This is a genomic window from Amycolatopsis sp. A1MSW2902, assembly GCF_017312175.1.
GTDB lineage: Bacteria > Actinomycetota > Actinomycetes > Mycobacteriales > Pseudonocardiaceae > Amycolatopsis > Amycolatopsis nivea.
In genome coordinates, this window is the sequence record NZ_QJPO01000001.1 from 789,769 (window position 1) to 805,280 (window position 15,512).

The following is a 15,512-nucleotide window of genomic DNA, read 5'->3' on the forward strand; positions in this document are numbered from 1 at the left end:
AGCAAGAGAGGTACACCATGCCGGAGAAACGCGTCACCGTGGCCAGCAAGGTGGGGCTGCACGCCCGGCCGGCCGCACTGGTCGCCAAGGCGGCCGCGGCCCAGCCCGTCGCGGTCCAGATCGCCAAGGACGGCGGCGACCCGGTGGCCGCCGGCAGCGTCCTCAACCTGATGACCCTCGCCGCCGCGTACGGCGACGAGGTCGTCATCAGCGCCGAGGGAGACGGTGCCGAGGCGGCGGTCGAGGCCGTCGCCGAGCTGGTCGCCACCGATCTCGACGCTCAGTAGCGATACCGCTCCACGGGGAAAACACGAACCGTGCGGGCTCCCGGACTTCCGGGGCCCCGCACGGTTCGTTCGCGTCGGGGCACTGCGGAACAGCCCGGCGGCGGGTCCTATTACGCTGGCGGGCATGGAGAGTCTGCGCCTGATCGACGAATGGCCAGTGGACAACGCCGCGGCCGGGGCGGTCTCCGCTTCCGGCGAGGTGCGCGGACGCCACGGCGACCCGGCCCGCCCGTTCCGGCTCGCGTCGGTCACCAAACTGCTCACCGCCTACGCCGCGCACATCGCGATCGAAGAGGGCGTCGTCGACCTCGACACGCCTGCCGGGCCGGAAGGCTCCACCGTCGCGCATCTGCTCGCGCACACCTCCGGGCTCGCCTTCGACGCGCACAAGGCGATGGCCGAGCCGGGCACGCGCAGGCTGTACTCCAACGCCGGGTTCGAGGAACTCGCCGACGCGCTGGCCGAACATTCCGGCATCGCCTTCGCCGAGTACCAGCGGGAAGCGCTTTTCGAACCGCTGGGCATGACGTCGACCCGGCTGGACGGCTCCCCCGCCGCGGGCGCGGTGTCCACATTGGACGACCTGCTCCGGTTCGCCGCGGAACTGCAGGCGCCCAAGCTGCTCGCGCCGGAAACCCTCAGTGCGGCCACGGAAATCGCGTTCCCCGGGCTGAACGGCGTGCTGCCCGGCTTCGGGCACCAGAAGCCGAACGACTGGGGCCTCGGCTTCGAGTTGCGCGACCACAAGAGCCCGCACTGGACGGGCGCGAACAGCTCGCCGCGCACGTTCGGTCACTTCGGGCAGTCCGGCACCTTCCTGTGGGTGGACCCGGAAGCGGGACACGCCTGCGTCGCGCTCGCCGACCGTTCGTTCGGGCCGTGGGCGGCGCAAGTGTGGCCGCCGTTCACTGACGCCGTGCTGGCGGAACTCTCCGCGTGAGACTCCGGTGGGCGCTGGCCGCTCTGCTGCTCGCCGCGGGTTGTTCCGCACCGGCCGCGCAAACCCAAGCGCCCCAAGCATTGCCCGCGCCGGACGCGCCACTTCCGTTGGGCACCAACGGGGCCGCGGCACCGAAACTCGACTGGGCACCGTGTCACGGCGGTTTCCAATGCGCGACGGCACCGGTTCCGTTGAGCTACCGCGAACCCGGTGGGGCGAAGCTGAATCTCTCGGTGATCCGCATGCCCGCCACCGATCCCGCGCACCGCGTCGGGTCGCTGATGATCAATTTCGGCGGGCCGGGCACAGACGGCGTCGGCGAGCTGATGCGGTTCGGCCCGCGATACCCCGAAGAGCTGCGGGCCAAGTTCGACCTGGTGAGCTTCGATCCGCGCGGAATCGGCGGCAGCGCCCCGGTGCAGTGCCCGGGGACGCCGCCCGCCGCCGGTTCGCCGCTGCGGGACAGCGCGGCGTTCTGGACCGCCAGCGCGGCCGTCGGCAAGGCGTGTGCAGCGGGCACCGGTGCGGAGCTGTCGCACCTGTCGACGGCGAATGTCGCGCGGGACATGGATTTGCTGAGGCAGGCGCTGGGCGAGCAGCAGCTGAACTTCTACGGCTATTCCTACGGCACGTATCTCGGCGGCACCTACGCGAACCTGTTCCCCGGCAAGCTGCGCGCGATGGTCCTCGACGGAACGCTCGACCTCGTCGCGAATTCCACCGGACAGCCGGGCCAGCAGCAGAAACCGGTCGACGTGCGCGCCGACGTCGCGACTGCCCAGCAACAGGAACTCGAAGCGTTCTTCGCTGCCTGCAACGCGGCTGGCCCGGGCAAATGCGCGTTCGCCGGAGGTGACCTGAAACAGAAATTCGCCGCGGTGTTCGCCCGGCTGACGCACGGTCCGGTCGGCGGCATGACGGTGGCGTCGCTGATGGAAACGATCGACCGGGCGCTGTATCAGTCGTCCCGGTGGCCGCGGCTGGCGAAGACGCTCGCCGCGCTCGTGCCGTCGTCGCCAGTCTCCCCCGTGCCCGTGCTGGATCCGCGCGTGCCGACGCATTCGCCCGGGTTCCTGGCGGTGCAGTGCCTGGACAGCGAACTGCCGCAGGACACCGCCAAGTACGCCCAACTCGCTGCGGAAGAAGCGAAACGGCAGCCGTATTTCGGTGTCGCGCCAGTGTTTTCGATGGCGCAGTGCGTCGGCTGGCCCGCCCGAGACGAAGACCGGTACCTCGGACCGTGGAACCGGCCGCGGCAGCATCCGATCCTGATCCTGGCCAACCGGAACGACCCGGTCACCCCGCTTGCCAACGCCCAGGCCACCGCACGGGAACTCGGCGACGGTCACGTAGTCGTGGTCGACGGTGCCGGACACACCACGCTCGACGTGCCCAGCACAGCCGCTTCCGCAGCGATGGCACGGTATTTCACCGATCTGACGGTGCCTCCGGAAGGGACGGTCTACCCGCCGGAGGTCCGGCCGTTCCCCTAGCCGTTCAGCACGTTGATCGGCTCGCCCGCTTGAAACGCGGCGATGTCCTCGACCGCGCCGCCGTAGAAGATTTCGTACGTTTCCCGGCTCACGTAACCGATGTGCGGCGTGAGGATCGCGTTGTCCAACGTCCGCAGCGGGTGATCCGCGGGCAGCGGCTCCACGTCGTAGACGTCCAGGGCGGCCGCCGCGATCTTCTTGCCGCGCAACGCCTCCACCAACGCCGATTCGTCGACAATCGGCCCGCGCGAAGTATTCACCAGGAGTGCGGTCGGCTTCATCGCGGCGAGTTCGGCAGCACCGACCAAACCGCGAGTGCGCTCGGACAGGACCAAGTGGACTGACAGCACATCGGACTGTGCGAACAGGTCCTCTTTGGACACTGCCGTGACGCCGTGCTCGGCCGCCCGCTCCGGAGTGAGATTCTGGCTCCACGCAATCGGTTTCATCCCGAACGCCTGGCCGATCCGCGCGACCTCGGCTCCCAGCCTGCCGAGCCCGAGCAGGCCGAGCGTCTTGTCCCGCAACGCCATCCCGAGACCGACCTGCCAGCCGCCCTCGCGCATCGAACGGAATTCGAGCGGCAGATTGCGCGCACCGGCCAGGATCAGCGCCCACGCGTGTTCGACGGTCGGCGCGGCGAGAGCCCCGGTCGCGGACACCACGACGCCGCGGCGCTTCGCCGCGTCCAGATCGATCGCCGCGTTCCGCCGGCCGGTACTGACCAGCAGTTTCAGCTCCGGCAGCCGGTCGAACACCGCGGCCGGGAACGGCGTGCGCTCGCGCATCGCGACCACCACGTCGAACCCGGCCAGCTGCGCGACGACCTCGTCCGGCCCGGCGAACGGCTCGGTGAACACCTCGATCTCCGCCCCGAGCGGCTCCCAGTCCGCACACTGGAGAGCCACGTTCTGGTAGTCGTCGAGGATCGCGATCTTCATGCCGCCCACCGTAACCCGCGGGTCAGGCGTTGCGCGCCCGCTCGATGATCTCGTCGATCACATCGTTCTTCGCGTCGGCGTAGTTCTGCACGTACTCCCAGACCTGCGCGGCGAGTTCGCGTTTCTTCGCCAGGTACAGCGCCAGTTCCTCCGGATGGCTGCGCAGCCGGTCGCGGAACAGCCGGTAGCGCTCGGTCTGGCCGTTGCCGGGCGAATGGACGTGCAGGTTGATGTTCGTGTCCGGCCCCTTGAACAGGCGGTGTTTCTCCCAGTCCGGCTCGCGGATCACCAGCCGGTAGCCCGCCGCTTCGAGGTCGGGGACGTACGCGTCCTCGTCGTCCGAATCGGGCACTTCGAGCAGAATGTCGACGATCGGTTTGGCGGCGAGCCCCGGGACCGAGGTGGACCCGACGTGTTCGAGCACGAGCACGCGATCCCCGAGCACGGAGCGGATCCGCTGTTCCTCGCGTTCGTAGAGCCGCGGCCATTCCGGGTCGTACTCGGCGAGTGTGATGGTAGTGCCGAGTTTCGGTGCCTCGCCGACCCACGCCGCTTGGATTTCTTTCTCCCCGAACTGTTGCCTGGTCACCGTGATTCCCCCTGTTGCTGACTGAAAAGCAGCCCGCCAGGATATCAGGAGATCGGCAGCGGCAGGATGTTCCCGCTCGCCTCGCGCAGTGCCGCCCGCATCTCCGCGCGCGGCGCCGGTTGCCCGGTGAAGTGCTCCGCTTGCCCGAATGCCTGGTGCAGCAACATGTCGAGCCCGGTCGCGATCCGTCCACCGCGCTGTTCGACCGCCTCGGCCAGCGGCGTCGGCCACGGATGGTAGATCACGTCGAGCACGCTGCCGATCCGGGACAGCTCCGCGAGATGCGGCACGACCGCGTCGGGCGGCACCGTGTTGACCAGCACCGCCGCGCGGTCCGCCAGGTCCGCGAAGTCCGTATCGGACCAGCGCAGCACGTCCACGTCCAGGCCTGCGCGCTTGGCCGCATCTACGGTTTCCGAAGCCCGCGCCGGTTCGCGCACCACCAAACGCACCGTCGCGACGCCGAGCGCGGCCAATCCGACCACCGCGGCCGCAGCCGTCCCGCCCGCGCCGAGCACCACCGCCTGATCACTCGCGGAAGGCGAGTAGCCACCGGCGTAGCGCAGGGCTCCGGTCACTCCGTCGACGTCGGTGCAGTCGGCGAGCCAGCCGTCCGGACGCCGCACGAGCGTGTTCGCCGCGCCGACCGCGGCCGCGCGCGGGGTGACCTCGGCGGCATGGTCGAGCGCGGCCCGCTTGCCCGGCATGGTGACCGAGAGGCCGACCCACTCGGGGCCAAGACCGTCGACGAAGCCAGGCAGCTCGTCGGCGTCGGTCTCGACCCGGTCGTAGGTCCAGCCGTCCAGCCCCAGCGCCGCGAACGCCGCGCGGTGCAGCACCGGCGACAGCGAATGCGCCACCGGCTTGCCCAGCACCGCCGCGCGGCGCGGCCGGTCACTTGATGACGCCACGCTGCTCCGCCAGGGTCCTGTTCGCGTTGTGCTGGTCGTTCGTGACCGCGAAGCAGGAATGTCCGTCCTTCTCGCACTTCACGAAGTACACCCAGTCGCCGGGGGTCGGGCTGACCGCGGCCTTGATCGCGTCCATGCTGGGCACCGCGATCGGCGTCGGCGGGAGACCGTAGTTGGCGTAGGTGTTGTACGGTCCCGCTTTCGCCCGGTCCTCGGGTTTGGTGAGCAGCGTCGGGCGGTCCAGCACGTAGTTGACCGTGGAGTCCAACTGCAGCCGGATGCGCTGCGTGAGCCGGTTGTAGATCACGCGCGAAATCTTGCCGAAGTCCGGCTTGATCGCCTCGCGTTCGATGAGCGACGCGATGATCAGCGTCTCGTACGGCGATTTCCCCGGCCCGGTGTTCTGCGCGGTGAGCCCGGCCGCCTGGATCGAATCGGCCGACTGTTTCACCAGGTCGGTGATCAGCTCGGTCGCGCTCCAGCCGGGTTTCACGTCGTACACGCCGGGCGCGATCAGCCCTTCGAGCCGTTTGTCCTTGCTCAGCGCCTTGCCCGCGTCGGCCAGCGCCCACTCCGGCGCGCCGAGCGCCTTGAGGTCGGCGTCGGCGACGGTCTTGCGCAACTGGTCGACCGGAATGCAGGTGCTCTTGCCGTTCAAAGTCGCGCACGAGGCCTTCGACATCAGGCTGAACACGCCCGGCGTGACCTTGCCGTCGGGCTGGGTGATGTCGTCGAACTGGGTGTACGGCCGGATTTCCAGCCGCCCGACGCGCGCGGCAGGCGAGGTGATGAGGTCGACCGCGTTCTCGCCGGACATGTGCTGGCGCAGCAGGTAGTAGCCCTGCTGGATCTTGCTCAGCGCGGTGTTTTCCGCGCCCGCCTTCACGAACGCCCGGGAACTCGCGACCACGCCCGCGTCGGTGAGCTTCGCGCCGATCGCGGACGTCGTGTCGCCCTGTTCGACCTGCACGAGCGCGTCGCCTTCGCCGGAACCGTCGAAGTCCGCGTAGCCGAAGATCTTCTGGTACCCGAAATAGGCGCCGCCGCTGAGCAGGACGAGCACGAGCACCGCGGCGATCCAGCCGATCGCGCGCTTGCGCTTCTTGCGGGGCTTCTTCGCGTGCGGTTCGTCGACCGGCGGCTCGGCCCCGTCTTCGGGGTAGCCGTCCTCGTCGTAGCCGTCGTAGTCCTCGTCGTAGTCCTCGTACTCGCCGTATTCGTCGTACTCGTCCTCGAAGAGGCCGTCGATCGGCTGCTCGTCCGGGTGCTCCGGTTCGTGCGCCGCGGCGGGCACGGCCGGGATCACTTCGGTGGGCTGCTCGACCGGCTGCCGGCGCGGCGGCTGGCTGCGCGGATCGCGCGGCATCGACGCGTCCGCGAAACGCGGGTCGCGCGGCATGGAAGCCTCGGCGAACCGGGGATCCGGCGGCATCGACGCGTCGGCGAACCGGGGATCGCGCGGCATCGAGGACTCGGCGAACCGCGGGTCCGGCGGCATCGACGCGTCCGCGAACCGGGGATCCGGCGGCATGGAGCCGTCCGGCGGCGGAGCGGGAGTGCGCCGGACCGGAGGGGGCGGCGGCATCTCCGGCGCCCGGCGACGGCCAGGCGCGGCAGCTTCCGCGGGCAGCTCGACATCGTCCCGGCGACGACGGCCGGACGGCGGCTCGACGTCAACGGGCGGCGGAACGTCCTCGCGGCGACGGCGTCGACCGGCGGGCGGCTCGGCTTCCGCGGGCGGCAGGTCGTTCCCGGCCACCGGTACCTCGTCCGGAGTTATGCGGCGCGGCCGGGCGCGGGGAAGGTCGTCGGCCGCGTGCGGCGGCAAGTCCCAGTTCTCCGTCGACCGCTTCGGCCGGTCCTGCGGCGCGACCGGACGGCGCCGCCGGGCCGGCGGAGCGTCGGCGGCCGGGCCACGGGGCGGTTCGGCCGGAGGCATCGCGTCCGGCGCGACGCGACGGGGCGGTTCGCCGGCAGGGCGAGGGGTTCCCTCGGGTGCGCGCCGACGTCCTTCCGCGGGACGCTGCGGCACGTCGCCGCGCGGACGTCGTCGTTCGCCAGGCGGCATGCCTTCCGGCATCGCGCGGCGGGGAGGTGCTTCGTCTTCGGGCTCGCGTCGCCTGCGCCGTCCGCCGGGAGCGCCGGTACCCGCCGCGGGGTCCGGCACGTCCGGGTTGTCGGGGTTGCGCAGCCGACGGCGGCCACCCGGATTGCCGGGGCCGCGGGGGTCGGTCATGAGTCGCCTTTCCGGGCGCGGTGCGCGGCGGCGGCGTCGAGCCAGGCTTGCAGGATCTCGACTGCCGCTGCCTGGTCCACCACGGCGCGCTGCTTGCGTCCCTTGACCCCCCGCTGGGACAGCATTCGCGACGCGGTGACCGTCGTCAACCGCTCGTCTGCCAGCCGCACGGGCACGTCCCCCACGCGCCCGGCGAGCTTGTCCGCATACGCGAGCGCGATGTCCGCGGCCGCGCCCTGCCGGTTCGCCAGCGTCCTCGGCAAGCCCACGATCACCTCGACCACCTCGTGTTCGGTGACGAGATCGGCAAGCCGGTCCAGATCGCTGTCGTCCTTCGCATCACGGGAGAGGGTAACGAGCGGGCTCGCGAGCACGGGGGCGGGATCGCTGAGCGCGACCCCCACCCGGACAGACCCGACATCGACCGCGAGCCGCCTGCCCCGCCCCGGATCGGACTCGCCGGGCCGATCCGGGCCTCTCCGGGGGTTAGCGGCCAAGGTCCGCGACCGCCGCGCGCAGCGCCGTCACGGCCTGCTCCGCGCCCGCCGGGTTGCTGCCGCCGCCCTGGGCCATGTCCGGCTTGCCGCCGCCGCGCCCGCCGATCGCCCCGGCGAACGACGGCACGAGCTTGCCCGCCGCGATTCCCTTGTCGCGCGCCGCCGAGGTCGTGGCGACCACGAAGGCCACCTTCTCCCCCGAGGGCGCGAACAGCGCGACGACCCCGGCGCGGTCGCCGAGGCGGCCGCGGATGTCCGAGGCGAGCGCGCGCAGGCCGTTGCCGTCGACGTCCGGCACGACCTCGGCGACCACCGAGACGCCGGAGACGTCCTGCGCCTTGTCCGCCAGCGCGCCGGCCGAGCCGAGCACCTGCTGCGTGCGCAGCTGCTCGATCTCCTTCTCGGCGTTCTTCAGCCGGGACAGCACGTCCTCGATCCGGCCGGGCAGTTCGTCCGACGGCACCTTGAACGTGTTCGCCAGCTGCGACACGAGCAGCTGCTCCTTGCGGACGTGCTTGAGCGCGTCCGGGCCGACCAGCGCCTCGACGCGGTGCACGCCGGAGCCGACCGACGCGTCCGACACCAGCTTGACCAGGCCCAGCTGGCCGATCCGGCCGACGTGCGTGCCGCCGCACAGCTCGCGGGAGTACTCGCCCATGTCGACGACGCGGACGTCGTTGCCGTACTTCTCGCCGAACAGCGCGACCGCGCCCAGCTCGAGCGCCTTGTCCTTGGTGGTGGTGTAGCTCTGCACCTCGACGTCGGTCTGCAGGTAGTCGTTCACTTCCTGCTCGACCTCGGTGAGGATGTCGGCCGACACCGCGCCCGGCGTGGTGAAGTCGAACCGCATCCGGCCCGGCGCGTTGAGCGAACCGGCCTGCGCCGCGCGCTTGCCGTACGCGCCGCGGACGGCCGCGTGCACGAGGTGCGTGGCCGAGTGCGAGCGCTCGATCGAGAGCCTGCGGTTCGCGTCCACCGACCCGGTGAGCCGGGTGTCGATCCCGACCTCGCCCTGGGTCACCTCGACGCGGTGCACGAACAGGCCCGGCACGATCTTCTGCACGTCGAGCACCTTCAGCTCGACGCCGTCGCCGACCAGCACGCCGGTGTCGGCGATCTGCCCGCCGCTCTCGGCGTAGAACGGGGTGCGGTCGAGCACCAGTTCCGCCTTGCGGCCCGCGGCGACGCTGCGCACCGGCAGGCCGTCCTCGAGCAGGCCGACGACCTTCGCGTCCGCCTGCAGTTCGGTGTAGCCGAGGAACTCGGTTTCGCCGTGCTGCTCCAGCACCTTGCGGTACTCGGACAGGTCGCCGTGGCCGCTCTTGCGCGACGCCGCGTCCGCCTTGGCGCGCTTGCGCTGCTCCTCCATGAGCGTGCGGAACCCGGCCTCGTCGACGGTGAGGCCCTGTTCGGACGCCATCTCCAGCGTCAGGTCGATCGGGAAGCCGTAGGTGTCGTGCAGCTGGAACGCCTTGTCGCCGGCGAGCACGTCGCCGCCGCCCTTCTTCGTCTCGGCCGCGGCCAGGTCGAAGATGCGCGAACCGCTGGTGAGGGTGGCGAGGAAGGCTTCCTCCTCGACGCGCACGACCTCGGAGATCCGGTCGAACCCGCTGACCAGCTCGGGGTAAGTCGGGCCCATGGTCTGGCTGACGACCTTCGCGAACTCCTGCAGCACCGGCTCCTGCACACCCAGCAGGCGCGTGGAGCGCACGATGCGGCGCAGCAGGCGGCGCAGCACGTAGCCGCGGCCGTCGTTGCCGGGGGTGACGCCGTCGCCGATCAGCAGCACGCCGGTGCGCGCGTGGTCGGCGATGACGCGGAAGCGCACGTCGTCGGCGTGGTTGGCGCCGTAGCGGCGGCCGGAGAACTCCTCGGCGCGGCCGATCACCGGGCGCACCAGGTCGGTCTCGTACACGTTCTCGACGCCCTGCAGGATCGTCGCGACGCGCTCGACGCCCATGCCGGTGTCGATGTTCTTCTTCGGCAGCTCGCCGATCGGCGGGTGGCCCAGCTTCGGGCTCTGGTCGCCGCGGACGTCCTGCATGAAGACGAGGTTCCAGATCTCGATGTAGCGGTCCTCGTCGGCGACCGGGCCGCCCTCGCGGCCGTACGCCGGGCCGCGGTCGTAGTAGATCTCCGAGCACGGGCCGCCGGGACCGGGCACGCCCATGTCCCAGTAGTTGTCCTTGCCGTCGCGGACCTGGATCCGCTCGCTGGGCAGGCCGGTGAGCTTGCGCCACAGCCCGGCCGCCTCGCTGTCCTTCTCGTAGACGGTCGCCCAGATCCGGTCCGGGTCGAGGCCGAAGCCGCCGTCGTCCTGGGACTTGGTGATCAGCTCCCAGGCGTTCTCGATCGCGCCTTCCTTGAAGTAGTCGCCGAACGAGAAGTTGCCCGCCATCTGGAAGAACGTGTTGTGCCGGGTGGTCTTGCCGACCTCGTCGATGTCCGGCGTGCGCACGCACTTCTGCACCGAGGTCGCGCGCGGGTAGGGCGGCGGGGCCTCGCCGAGGAAGTACGGCTTGAACTGGACCATGCCCGCGTTGACGAACAGCAGGTTCGGGTCGTCGAGGATCAGCGGGGCGCTCGGCACGCGCGTGTGGCCCCTGCTCTCGAAGTGGCGCAGGAAACGGTCGGTGATCTCGTGTGTGTCCACGGGTACGTCCTTGTGCTGGAACCCGGCTTCGGCCGGGGAAAGGAAACGGGGGTCGGAGGCGGCGGAAGGCGCGCGGAGATCAGCCCTCCGCCCGGCGAGCTCGCCGGGCGGGGCGACGTGCGGCGTGCCTGCCCGAAGGCGGCGCGACGGCGGTCCGCTCCTCGACCATGTCGTGCAGCTCCTGTTCCCGTTCGTTCATCCCGGCGCGCACCTCGGCGCCGAAAGAACCGACGGCGCCCGCGAGTTCCCGCACGGCGTCGCCCAAGTTCGATGCTAACCCGGCCGGCGTGGCCTGACGAGCGGTTTCGCTCGCCTTGCGGCTCAGCGCGACTCCCGCGACGACCCCGACCCCGAGCCAGAACAGCCGCTTCACTTCTTCCCCCGGCGGGCCGGGCGCTGCGCCTTCGAGGCCTTGGCTTCCTGCTTCTTGCGGCGCGCGCGAATGGCTTTGCTGATGCCGTAGGAAAGCGCGGCGGTCTTCACCAGCGGGCCGCCGAGCGTCGCGGTGAAGACCGACGAGAGCGCCGAGACGTTGCCGCTGACCGCCTGCGCGTTCGAGGTGATCCCGTCGACCCGCTCGAGCTGCGTGTTGACGTGCGTGATCGTCTCGTTGGCCCCGATCAGGATCGGGTCGCTGTTCTCGTGCGCCTTGCGGATCGCGATCGTCGCCTCGTCCAGCGTGCGGCCGAGCTTGAGCAGCGGGATCGCCAGCAGCAAGACCAGCAGTACGAAAGCTCCTGCGGCGATCAGCGCGGCGATCTGCCCTGCCGACACGGGCCCTCCTCGGGTGGTGCGGGGTCTTAGGTGGTGTGAGGTTACCGCCTGCGGCGCTTCTCGGCGGGGACCCCCCGCCGCAGTGGTCACCCAGCGCAGTCGCCGTCGCGGAAAACAGTTCGCGCCGGGCGTGTCCGAGCTGGTCTGCTCGTTCCATGGACTCCTCGAACGGACGCGGCCCGCTCCCCCGCGTGCTGGCCGGGCCGGGCGGACCCGCCGCCGACGTGCTCGCCGGCCTTCCCGGCGCGGACCTCACCACGCTGCAACTGGAAGTAGCCCGCCGCCGAGCCGCGAAACTGCGCGGGCCGGACGTCCTGCGCCGCTACCGCGAGGACCGCTTCACCACCCCCGCGCCCTTGCCGTTCGAGGTTCTGCGGCGGGTCGAAGACTCCCTGCTTTCCGCCGCGCCGCCGGAATTCGATCGAGTGACCCTCTCCCCGGTTGCCCCGCTCGGCACGCATTCCACAGTGGCCGGACTGGCCCAGCACCGCGTCGTCCCCACTGGACGCGGCACGGAAGTCGCCGCGGACCCGACGAACGGCCTCGCGCTCGAAGCAGCAGTCCGCCGCACCGGTTCCGCGCCGGTGCGCCTCACCACCGTGCAACGCGTCGTCCGAGCCCAGCTTCCGGCCCCCGGCCTCTTCGCGCACTTCTCCCTGTTCGCCGCCATCACCGCCGGTCGCGACCGAGGCAGCCTGTCCTTCGAACGCGAACACCTGATTGAGCACGCGCAGCTGGTCACTACAGCCGTACGCGCCGCCGGTGCCCGCGCGGCAGGCTTCGAAGTGACCACTTTGGACACCCGCTTCGCCGATTTCGCCGCCTCGGTGCAGGAATCCTTGCCCGACGTGGCTGTTTCCGACGCCCCAGACCGCTCGGTCGGCCGCGGTTACTACTTCGGCCTCTGCTTCACCGTCACCGCAGACTTCGGCTCCGGCCTTGTCCCCGTCGGCGATGGCGGCTTCACCCCGTGGACCGCACGGTTGCTCGGCAACGCGAAGGAACGCCTGCTCGTCTCCGGCATCGGCGTGGACCGTGTCGCGTCATTGCTCAACGCTTGACGATCCCCTCGTACACCGCCGCCATGTCGTCCTCGCCATGCCCCGCCTCGACGGCAGACTCCAGATGCGCCAACGCAGCCGCCGCCCCGCCGACGTCGATCGCGTGCCCCGCAGCCTCGACGACAAGCCGCGCGTCCTTCGCCGCGAGCGACGCCGGGAAACTGGTCGGGTACTCGCCGGACAGCATCATGGGTCCCTTCGCTCGCGCGTAAGGCACGTCGAACCCAGTGCCGCTCATGACGTCGAAGAACAACTGCGGATCCACCCCGAGCACCTTCGCGAGGGCGAGACTCTCCCCGGTACCGTTGGTGAGCGCGAGAATCCACGCGTTCATCACCAGCTTGAGCCGCGTCGCCGTGCCAGGTTCGGTGCCGAGCCAGCGAGTCGTGGAACCAATCGCGTCGAACACCTCCGCCGCACCGTCGTGCACGTTGTCCGGCCCAGCCGCGAGCACCTGCAGCTTCCCCTGCTCGGCGGGTCCTTTCGTCCCCATCACCGGACAATCGACAAACGGCACCCCCGCCGCGACGGACGCCTCAGCAAGCCGATCAGCCCACTCGACCCCGACGGTGCTGGTCTGCAACCAGATAGTCCCCGGTTCGAGCGAGAGCCCGCGAAACACTTCAGCAACCGCAGGCCCGTCGGAGAGCATGGTGACCAGGAAATCGGCCCCCTTGACCGCCTCGCCAGGCGACCCGACGACGGTGACCCCGTCCGCGACAAGCGGCTCAGCCTTGGCCCGAGTCCGGTTCCAAGCCCGCACGGTCACCCCAGCACGAGCAAGATTGGCGGCCATCGGACGGCCCATGATCCCGGTACCGAGAAATGCGACTGTGGTCATCCGGCCATCGTGCCGCCAGACCCAAACCTCGGCAGGATGACCGCCCCGCCGCTGTCCTGAGGGCCACCCTGAGGAACTCTGATTCCCCCAGGGTTCCCCTCACGACCAGCCACCGGCGGTGAGGGGCCCCTTTACGGACCTAGATTCCCTCAAGGAGCCCTTCACGGCCCACCCTCGCCGCAGCCCCCGCCAGCGATGCGCCCCAATGCGGCATTGGGTGCATCTCACGCACCGAACGCCACATTGGGTGCGTCCCACGCACCCAATGCCACATTGGGGCGCAAGCCCCGCCCGAAAACCGGCAGCCGATGCACCCAACCGTCGAGGCACCCAGCAACACCCCCGCAGCCGATGCACCCGCTATCGAGCCACCCAGCCCCACCGCAGCCGATGCACCCGCTATCGACTCACCCAGCCCCACCCGCAGCCGGTGCACCCAACGAGCGAGGCACCCACACCTCCCCCACACCCCGATACGAAGCTCCCCTGCGGTTCGGGGGTGCTTGTCAAGGCATCTTTCCCGCCTTGACAAGCACCCCCGAACCGTCAGCACTGAGGTTCCCCCGGTGTGCCGGACACTCTGATCCTTGGCTTTGGCCTGGGGAAGGATGTTGTTGTGTCTGGTTCGTCGAGGTATCCGGATGAGTTCCGGCGGGATGCGGTCGCGTTGGCGCGGTCGGCGTCTCGTCCGTTGGCGCAGGTGGCTCGTGAGCTGGGGGTGAATCACGAGACGCTGCGGACGTGGGTGCGGGCCGCCGACCGCGCCGACCAGGCAGCGGCGTCGGGCGGGGACGCGGCCGAGCGTGAACTGCGCGCGTTGCGCAAGCGGGTGGCCGAATTGGAGAAGGAAAAGGAGATCCTGCGCAAAGCGGCCGCCTATTTCGCGCAGGAGATGGATCGTTGACCCGCAGCTACCGGTTCATCTCCGAACACCGCGACGCCTACGGCGTCGCCCGGCTGTGCCGTGTCCTCGAGATCCGCCGCCCGGGGTTCTACGAATGGCTCGCCGCCGCCCCGGCCCGCGAGCAGCGGGCGTGGGAAGAGGAGCGGCTGGCGTCTGAGATCGCGGGGATCCACGCCGCCCATCACGGCGCCTACGGCAGTCCGCGGGTCACCGCCGAGTTGCGGCGGCGCGGCGAAGCGGTCAACCACAAACGGGTCGAGCGGGTCATGCGCGAGCGCGGCATCGCGGGGATCACCCGCCGCCGGTCGCGGTCGCTGACCAGGCCGGACAAGACCGCCGCCGCGCCGGACCTGATCTGCCGCGACTTCACCGCCGGCGCCCCCGGCATCCGGCTGGTCGGGGACATCACCTACCTGCCCACCGACGAAGGCTGGCTCTACCTGGCGACCGTGCTCGACCTGCACACCCGCGAAATCGTCGGGCACGCCCTCGCCCCGCACATGCGCGCCGACCTCGTCTGCGACGCGATCACCCTCGCCGCGGACCGCGGCCTGGTCAACGCGGGCACGGTGTTCCACTCCGACCGCGGCACCCAATACGCCTCCACGGAATTCCGCGCCACGCTGGCCGCGCACGGGATCCGGGCCTCGATGGGCCGGACCGGGTCCTGCTACGACAACGCCGCCGCCGAATCCTTCTTCGCCACCCTCAAAACCGAAATCGGCACCCGCTCCTGGACCACCCGCAACCACGCACGCCAAGCCGTTTTCGCCTACCTCGCCTACTACAACCACCACCGCCTGCACTCCACCCTCGACTACCGCACACCCCACGAAACCCGTTTGAGTTATCGTCACCACCACGCCCACGCGGCATGAAACCCGGTGACCGGTACCCGGGGGAAACCTCACACAATCAACCTTCGGGGTGCCCCACGCAACCAAGACGAGGCCAATGTCGCCGCCAGGCGACGAGCCGATCACCAACCCACCCCAACCCGCTCAGCAACCAACTCCGCAAACCCAGGAAACTCCCCCGGCACCAAACCCCGAACCACCCCACCCCCACCCCGAACAGCCCCAGCCCGCCGAACCCGAACAGTCACACACCCCGCCGCCCCGTCCTGCCAATGCCGAACCCCTGCAGGAACAGTCAGCACATCCCCCGGCTCACACAACACCGCATGCACCTCACGCCCAGCATGCAGATACCAAACCGCAGCCCCCCGAACGAAAAACCGATCCTCAACCCCACCCCAGCTGCGCTCCACCAGCGAGGTCTCCCCGCCAACCACATCCACCGACCCACCCCCCCAGCGAGTCGATCAACTCCCGATACCGACCCACCAAGTCCCCATCGGAGCCGTCAGAGCCGTCAGAGCCGTC

14 protein-coding genes and 1 pseudogene are annotated in these 15,512 nt (G+C 70.3%); 5 read left to right on the plus strand and 10 right to left on the minus strand.

Features of this window, described 5'->3' with window-relative positions:
• Window positions 1–17 precede the first annotated feature (17 nt).
• The 3 genes from DMP23_RS03690 to DMP23_RS03700 all read left to right on the plus strand — a co-directional run bounded on the left by DMP23_RS03690 (window position 18) and on the right by DMP23_RS03700 (window position 2,720).
• Window positions 18–287 carry an HPr family phosphocarrier protein gene (locus tag DMP23_RS03690; protein WP_037818967.1) on the plus strand — a complete coding sequence of 90 codons (270 nt, stop codon included), beginning with the start codon at window positions 18–20 and terminating at the stop codon, window positions 285–287.
• 124 nt (window positions 288–411) lie between these two features.
• On the plus strand, window positions 412–1,227 hold the full coding sequence (locus tag DMP23_RS03695) for a serine hydrolase domain-containing protein (RefSeq protein ID WP_337820162.1): 816 nt from the start codon (window positions 412–414) through the stop codon (window positions 1,225–1,227).
• The gene (locus tag DMP23_RS03700) at window positions 1,224–2,720 is read left to right on the plus strand and encodes an alpha/beta hydrolase (protein WP_337820163.1); all 1,497 of its coding nucleotides are present in this window, start codon (window positions 1,224–1,226) and stop codon (window positions 2,718–2,720) included. The genes DMP23_RS03695 and DMP23_RS03700 overlap by 4 nt, the downstream gene beginning before the upstream one ends.
• Here the strand turns inward: DMP23_RS03700 and DMP23_RS03705 are convergent.
• From DMP23_RS03705 to DMP23_RS03740, 8 genes and pseudogenes are all read right to left on the minus strand, one after another.
• Window positions 2,717–3,661, minus strand: a complete 945-nt coding sequence (locus tag DMP23_RS03705) for a D-2-hydroxyacid dehydrogenase family protein (protein WP_337820164.1) — start codon at window positions 3,659–3,661, stop codon at window positions 2,717–2,719. The genes DMP23_RS03700 and DMP23_RS03705 overlap by 4 nt on opposite strands.
• Window positions 3,662–3,686: 25 nt before the next feature.
• Window positions 3,687–4,250 (minus strand): annotated as a pseudogene (locus tag DMP23_RS03710) (GrpB family protein); the annotation flags it as partial.
• A gap of 44 nt (window positions 4,251–4,294) precedes the next feature.
• Window positions 4,295–5,161 (minus strand): shikimate dehydrogenase, encoded by an 867-nt coding sequence (locus tag DMP23_RS03715; RefSeq protein WP_337820166.1) that lies wholly within the window; start codon window positions 5,159–5,161, stop codon window positions 4,295–4,297.
• A complete protein-coding gene (mltG, locus tag DMP23_RS03720) occupies window positions 5,145–7,397 on the minus strand; it encodes an endolytic transglycosylase MltG (protein ID WP_337820167.1) in 2,253 nt (750 codons plus the stop codon). Before mltG ends, DMP23_RS03715 begins: the two co-directional genes overlap by 17 nt.
• On the minus strand, window positions 7,394–7,894 hold the full coding sequence (ruvX, locus tag DMP23_RS03725; protein ID WP_037818975.1) for a Holliday junction resolvase RuvX: 501 nt from the start codon (window positions 7,892–7,894) through the stop codon (window positions 7,394–7,396). Before ruvX ends, mltG begins: the two co-directional genes overlap by 4 nt.
• On the minus strand, window positions 7,884–10,547 hold the full coding sequence (gene alaS, locus DMP23_RS03730) for an alanine--tRNA ligase (protein WP_037818976.1): 2,664 nt from the start codon (window positions 10,545–10,547) through the stop codon (window positions 7,884–7,886). Before alaS ends, ruvX begins: the two co-directional genes overlap by 11 nt.
• A gap of 79 nt (window positions 10,548–10,626) precedes the next feature.
• Window positions 10,627–10,920: a hypothetical protein gene (locus DMP23_RS03735; protein ID WP_037818978.1), complete on the minus strand. Its 294-nt coding sequence runs from the start codon at window positions 10,918–10,920 to the stop codon at window positions 10,627–10,629.
• Complete coding sequence (locus tag DMP23_RS03740; RefSeq protein ID WP_037818980.1) at window positions 10,917–11,321, minus strand: DUF948 domain-containing protein; 405 nt, start codon at window positions 11,319–11,321, stop codon at window positions 10,917–10,919. Before DMP23_RS03740 ends, DMP23_RS03735 begins: the two co-directional genes overlap by 4 nt.
• 155 nt (window positions 11,322–11,476) lie before the next feature.
• Between DMP23_RS03740 and DMP23_RS03745 the strand changes: the two genes are divergently transcribed.
• Window positions 11,477–12,382, plus strand: a complete 906-nt coding sequence (locus DMP23_RS03745; RefSeq protein WP_337820168.1) for a hypothetical protein — start codon at window positions 11,477–11,479, stop codon at window positions 12,380–12,382.
• Here the strand turns inward: DMP23_RS03745 and DMP23_RS03750 are convergent.
• On the minus strand, window positions 12,372–13,223 hold the full coding sequence (locus DMP23_RS03750; protein ID WP_037818984.1) for an NAD(P)-binding domain-containing protein: 852 nt from the start codon (window positions 13,221–13,223) through the stop codon (window positions 12,372–12,374). The two genes, DMP23_RS03745 and DMP23_RS03750, sit on opposite strands and share 11 nt — an antisense overlap.
• Before the next feature lie 616 nt (window positions 13,224–13,839).
• Between DMP23_RS03750 and DMP23_RS03760 the strand changes: the two genes are divergently transcribed.
• Window positions 13,840–15,005, plus strand: a protein-coding gene (locus DMP23_RS03760) for an IS3 family transposase (protein ID WP_443111243.1) whose coding sequence is annotated in 2 segments (ribosomal slippage) — window positions 13,840–14,106 and window positions 14,109–15,005 — 1,164 coding nt in all. Because the reading frame shifts where the segments join, the coding sequence is not laid out codon by codon here.
• Between the two features lie 101 nt (window positions 15,006–15,106).
• On the opposite strand, the gene DMP23_RS03765 is transcribed toward DMP23_RS03760, so the two are convergent.
• Window positions 15,107–15,427, minus strand: a complete 321-nt coding sequence (locus tag DMP23_RS03765) for a hypothetical protein (protein ID WP_443111244.1) — start codon at window positions 15,425–15,427, stop codon at window positions 15,107–15,109.
• Window positions 15,428–15,512 lie beyond the last annotated feature (85 nt).

Bases quoted from the DNA above. Each gene is read 5' to 3' on its own strand.
- mltG (WP_337820167.1), bottom strand. From the start codon at position 7,397: ATGACCGACCCCCGCGGCCCCGGCAATCCGGGTGGCCGCCGTCGGCTG.
- DMP23_RS03690 (WP_037818967.1), top strand. From the start codon at position 18: ATGCCGGAGAAACGCGTCACCGTGGCCAGCAAGGTGGGGCTGCACGCC.
- DMP23_RS03695 (WP_337820162.1), top strand. From the start codon at position 412: ATGGAGAGTCTGCGCCTGATCGACGAATGGCCAGTGGACAACGCCGCG.
- DMP23_RS03745 (WP_337820168.1), top strand. From the start codon at position 11,477: ATGGACTCCTCGAACGGACGCGGCCCGCTCCCCCGCGTGCTGGCCGGG.
- DMP23_RS03705 (WP_337820164.1), bottom strand. From the start codon at position 3,661: ATGAAGATCGCGATCCTCGACGACTACCAGAACGTGGCTCTCCAGTGT.
- DMP23_RS03750 (WP_037818984.1), bottom strand. From the start codon at position 13,223: ATGACCACAGTCGCATTTCTCGGTACCGGGATCATGGGCCGTCCGATG.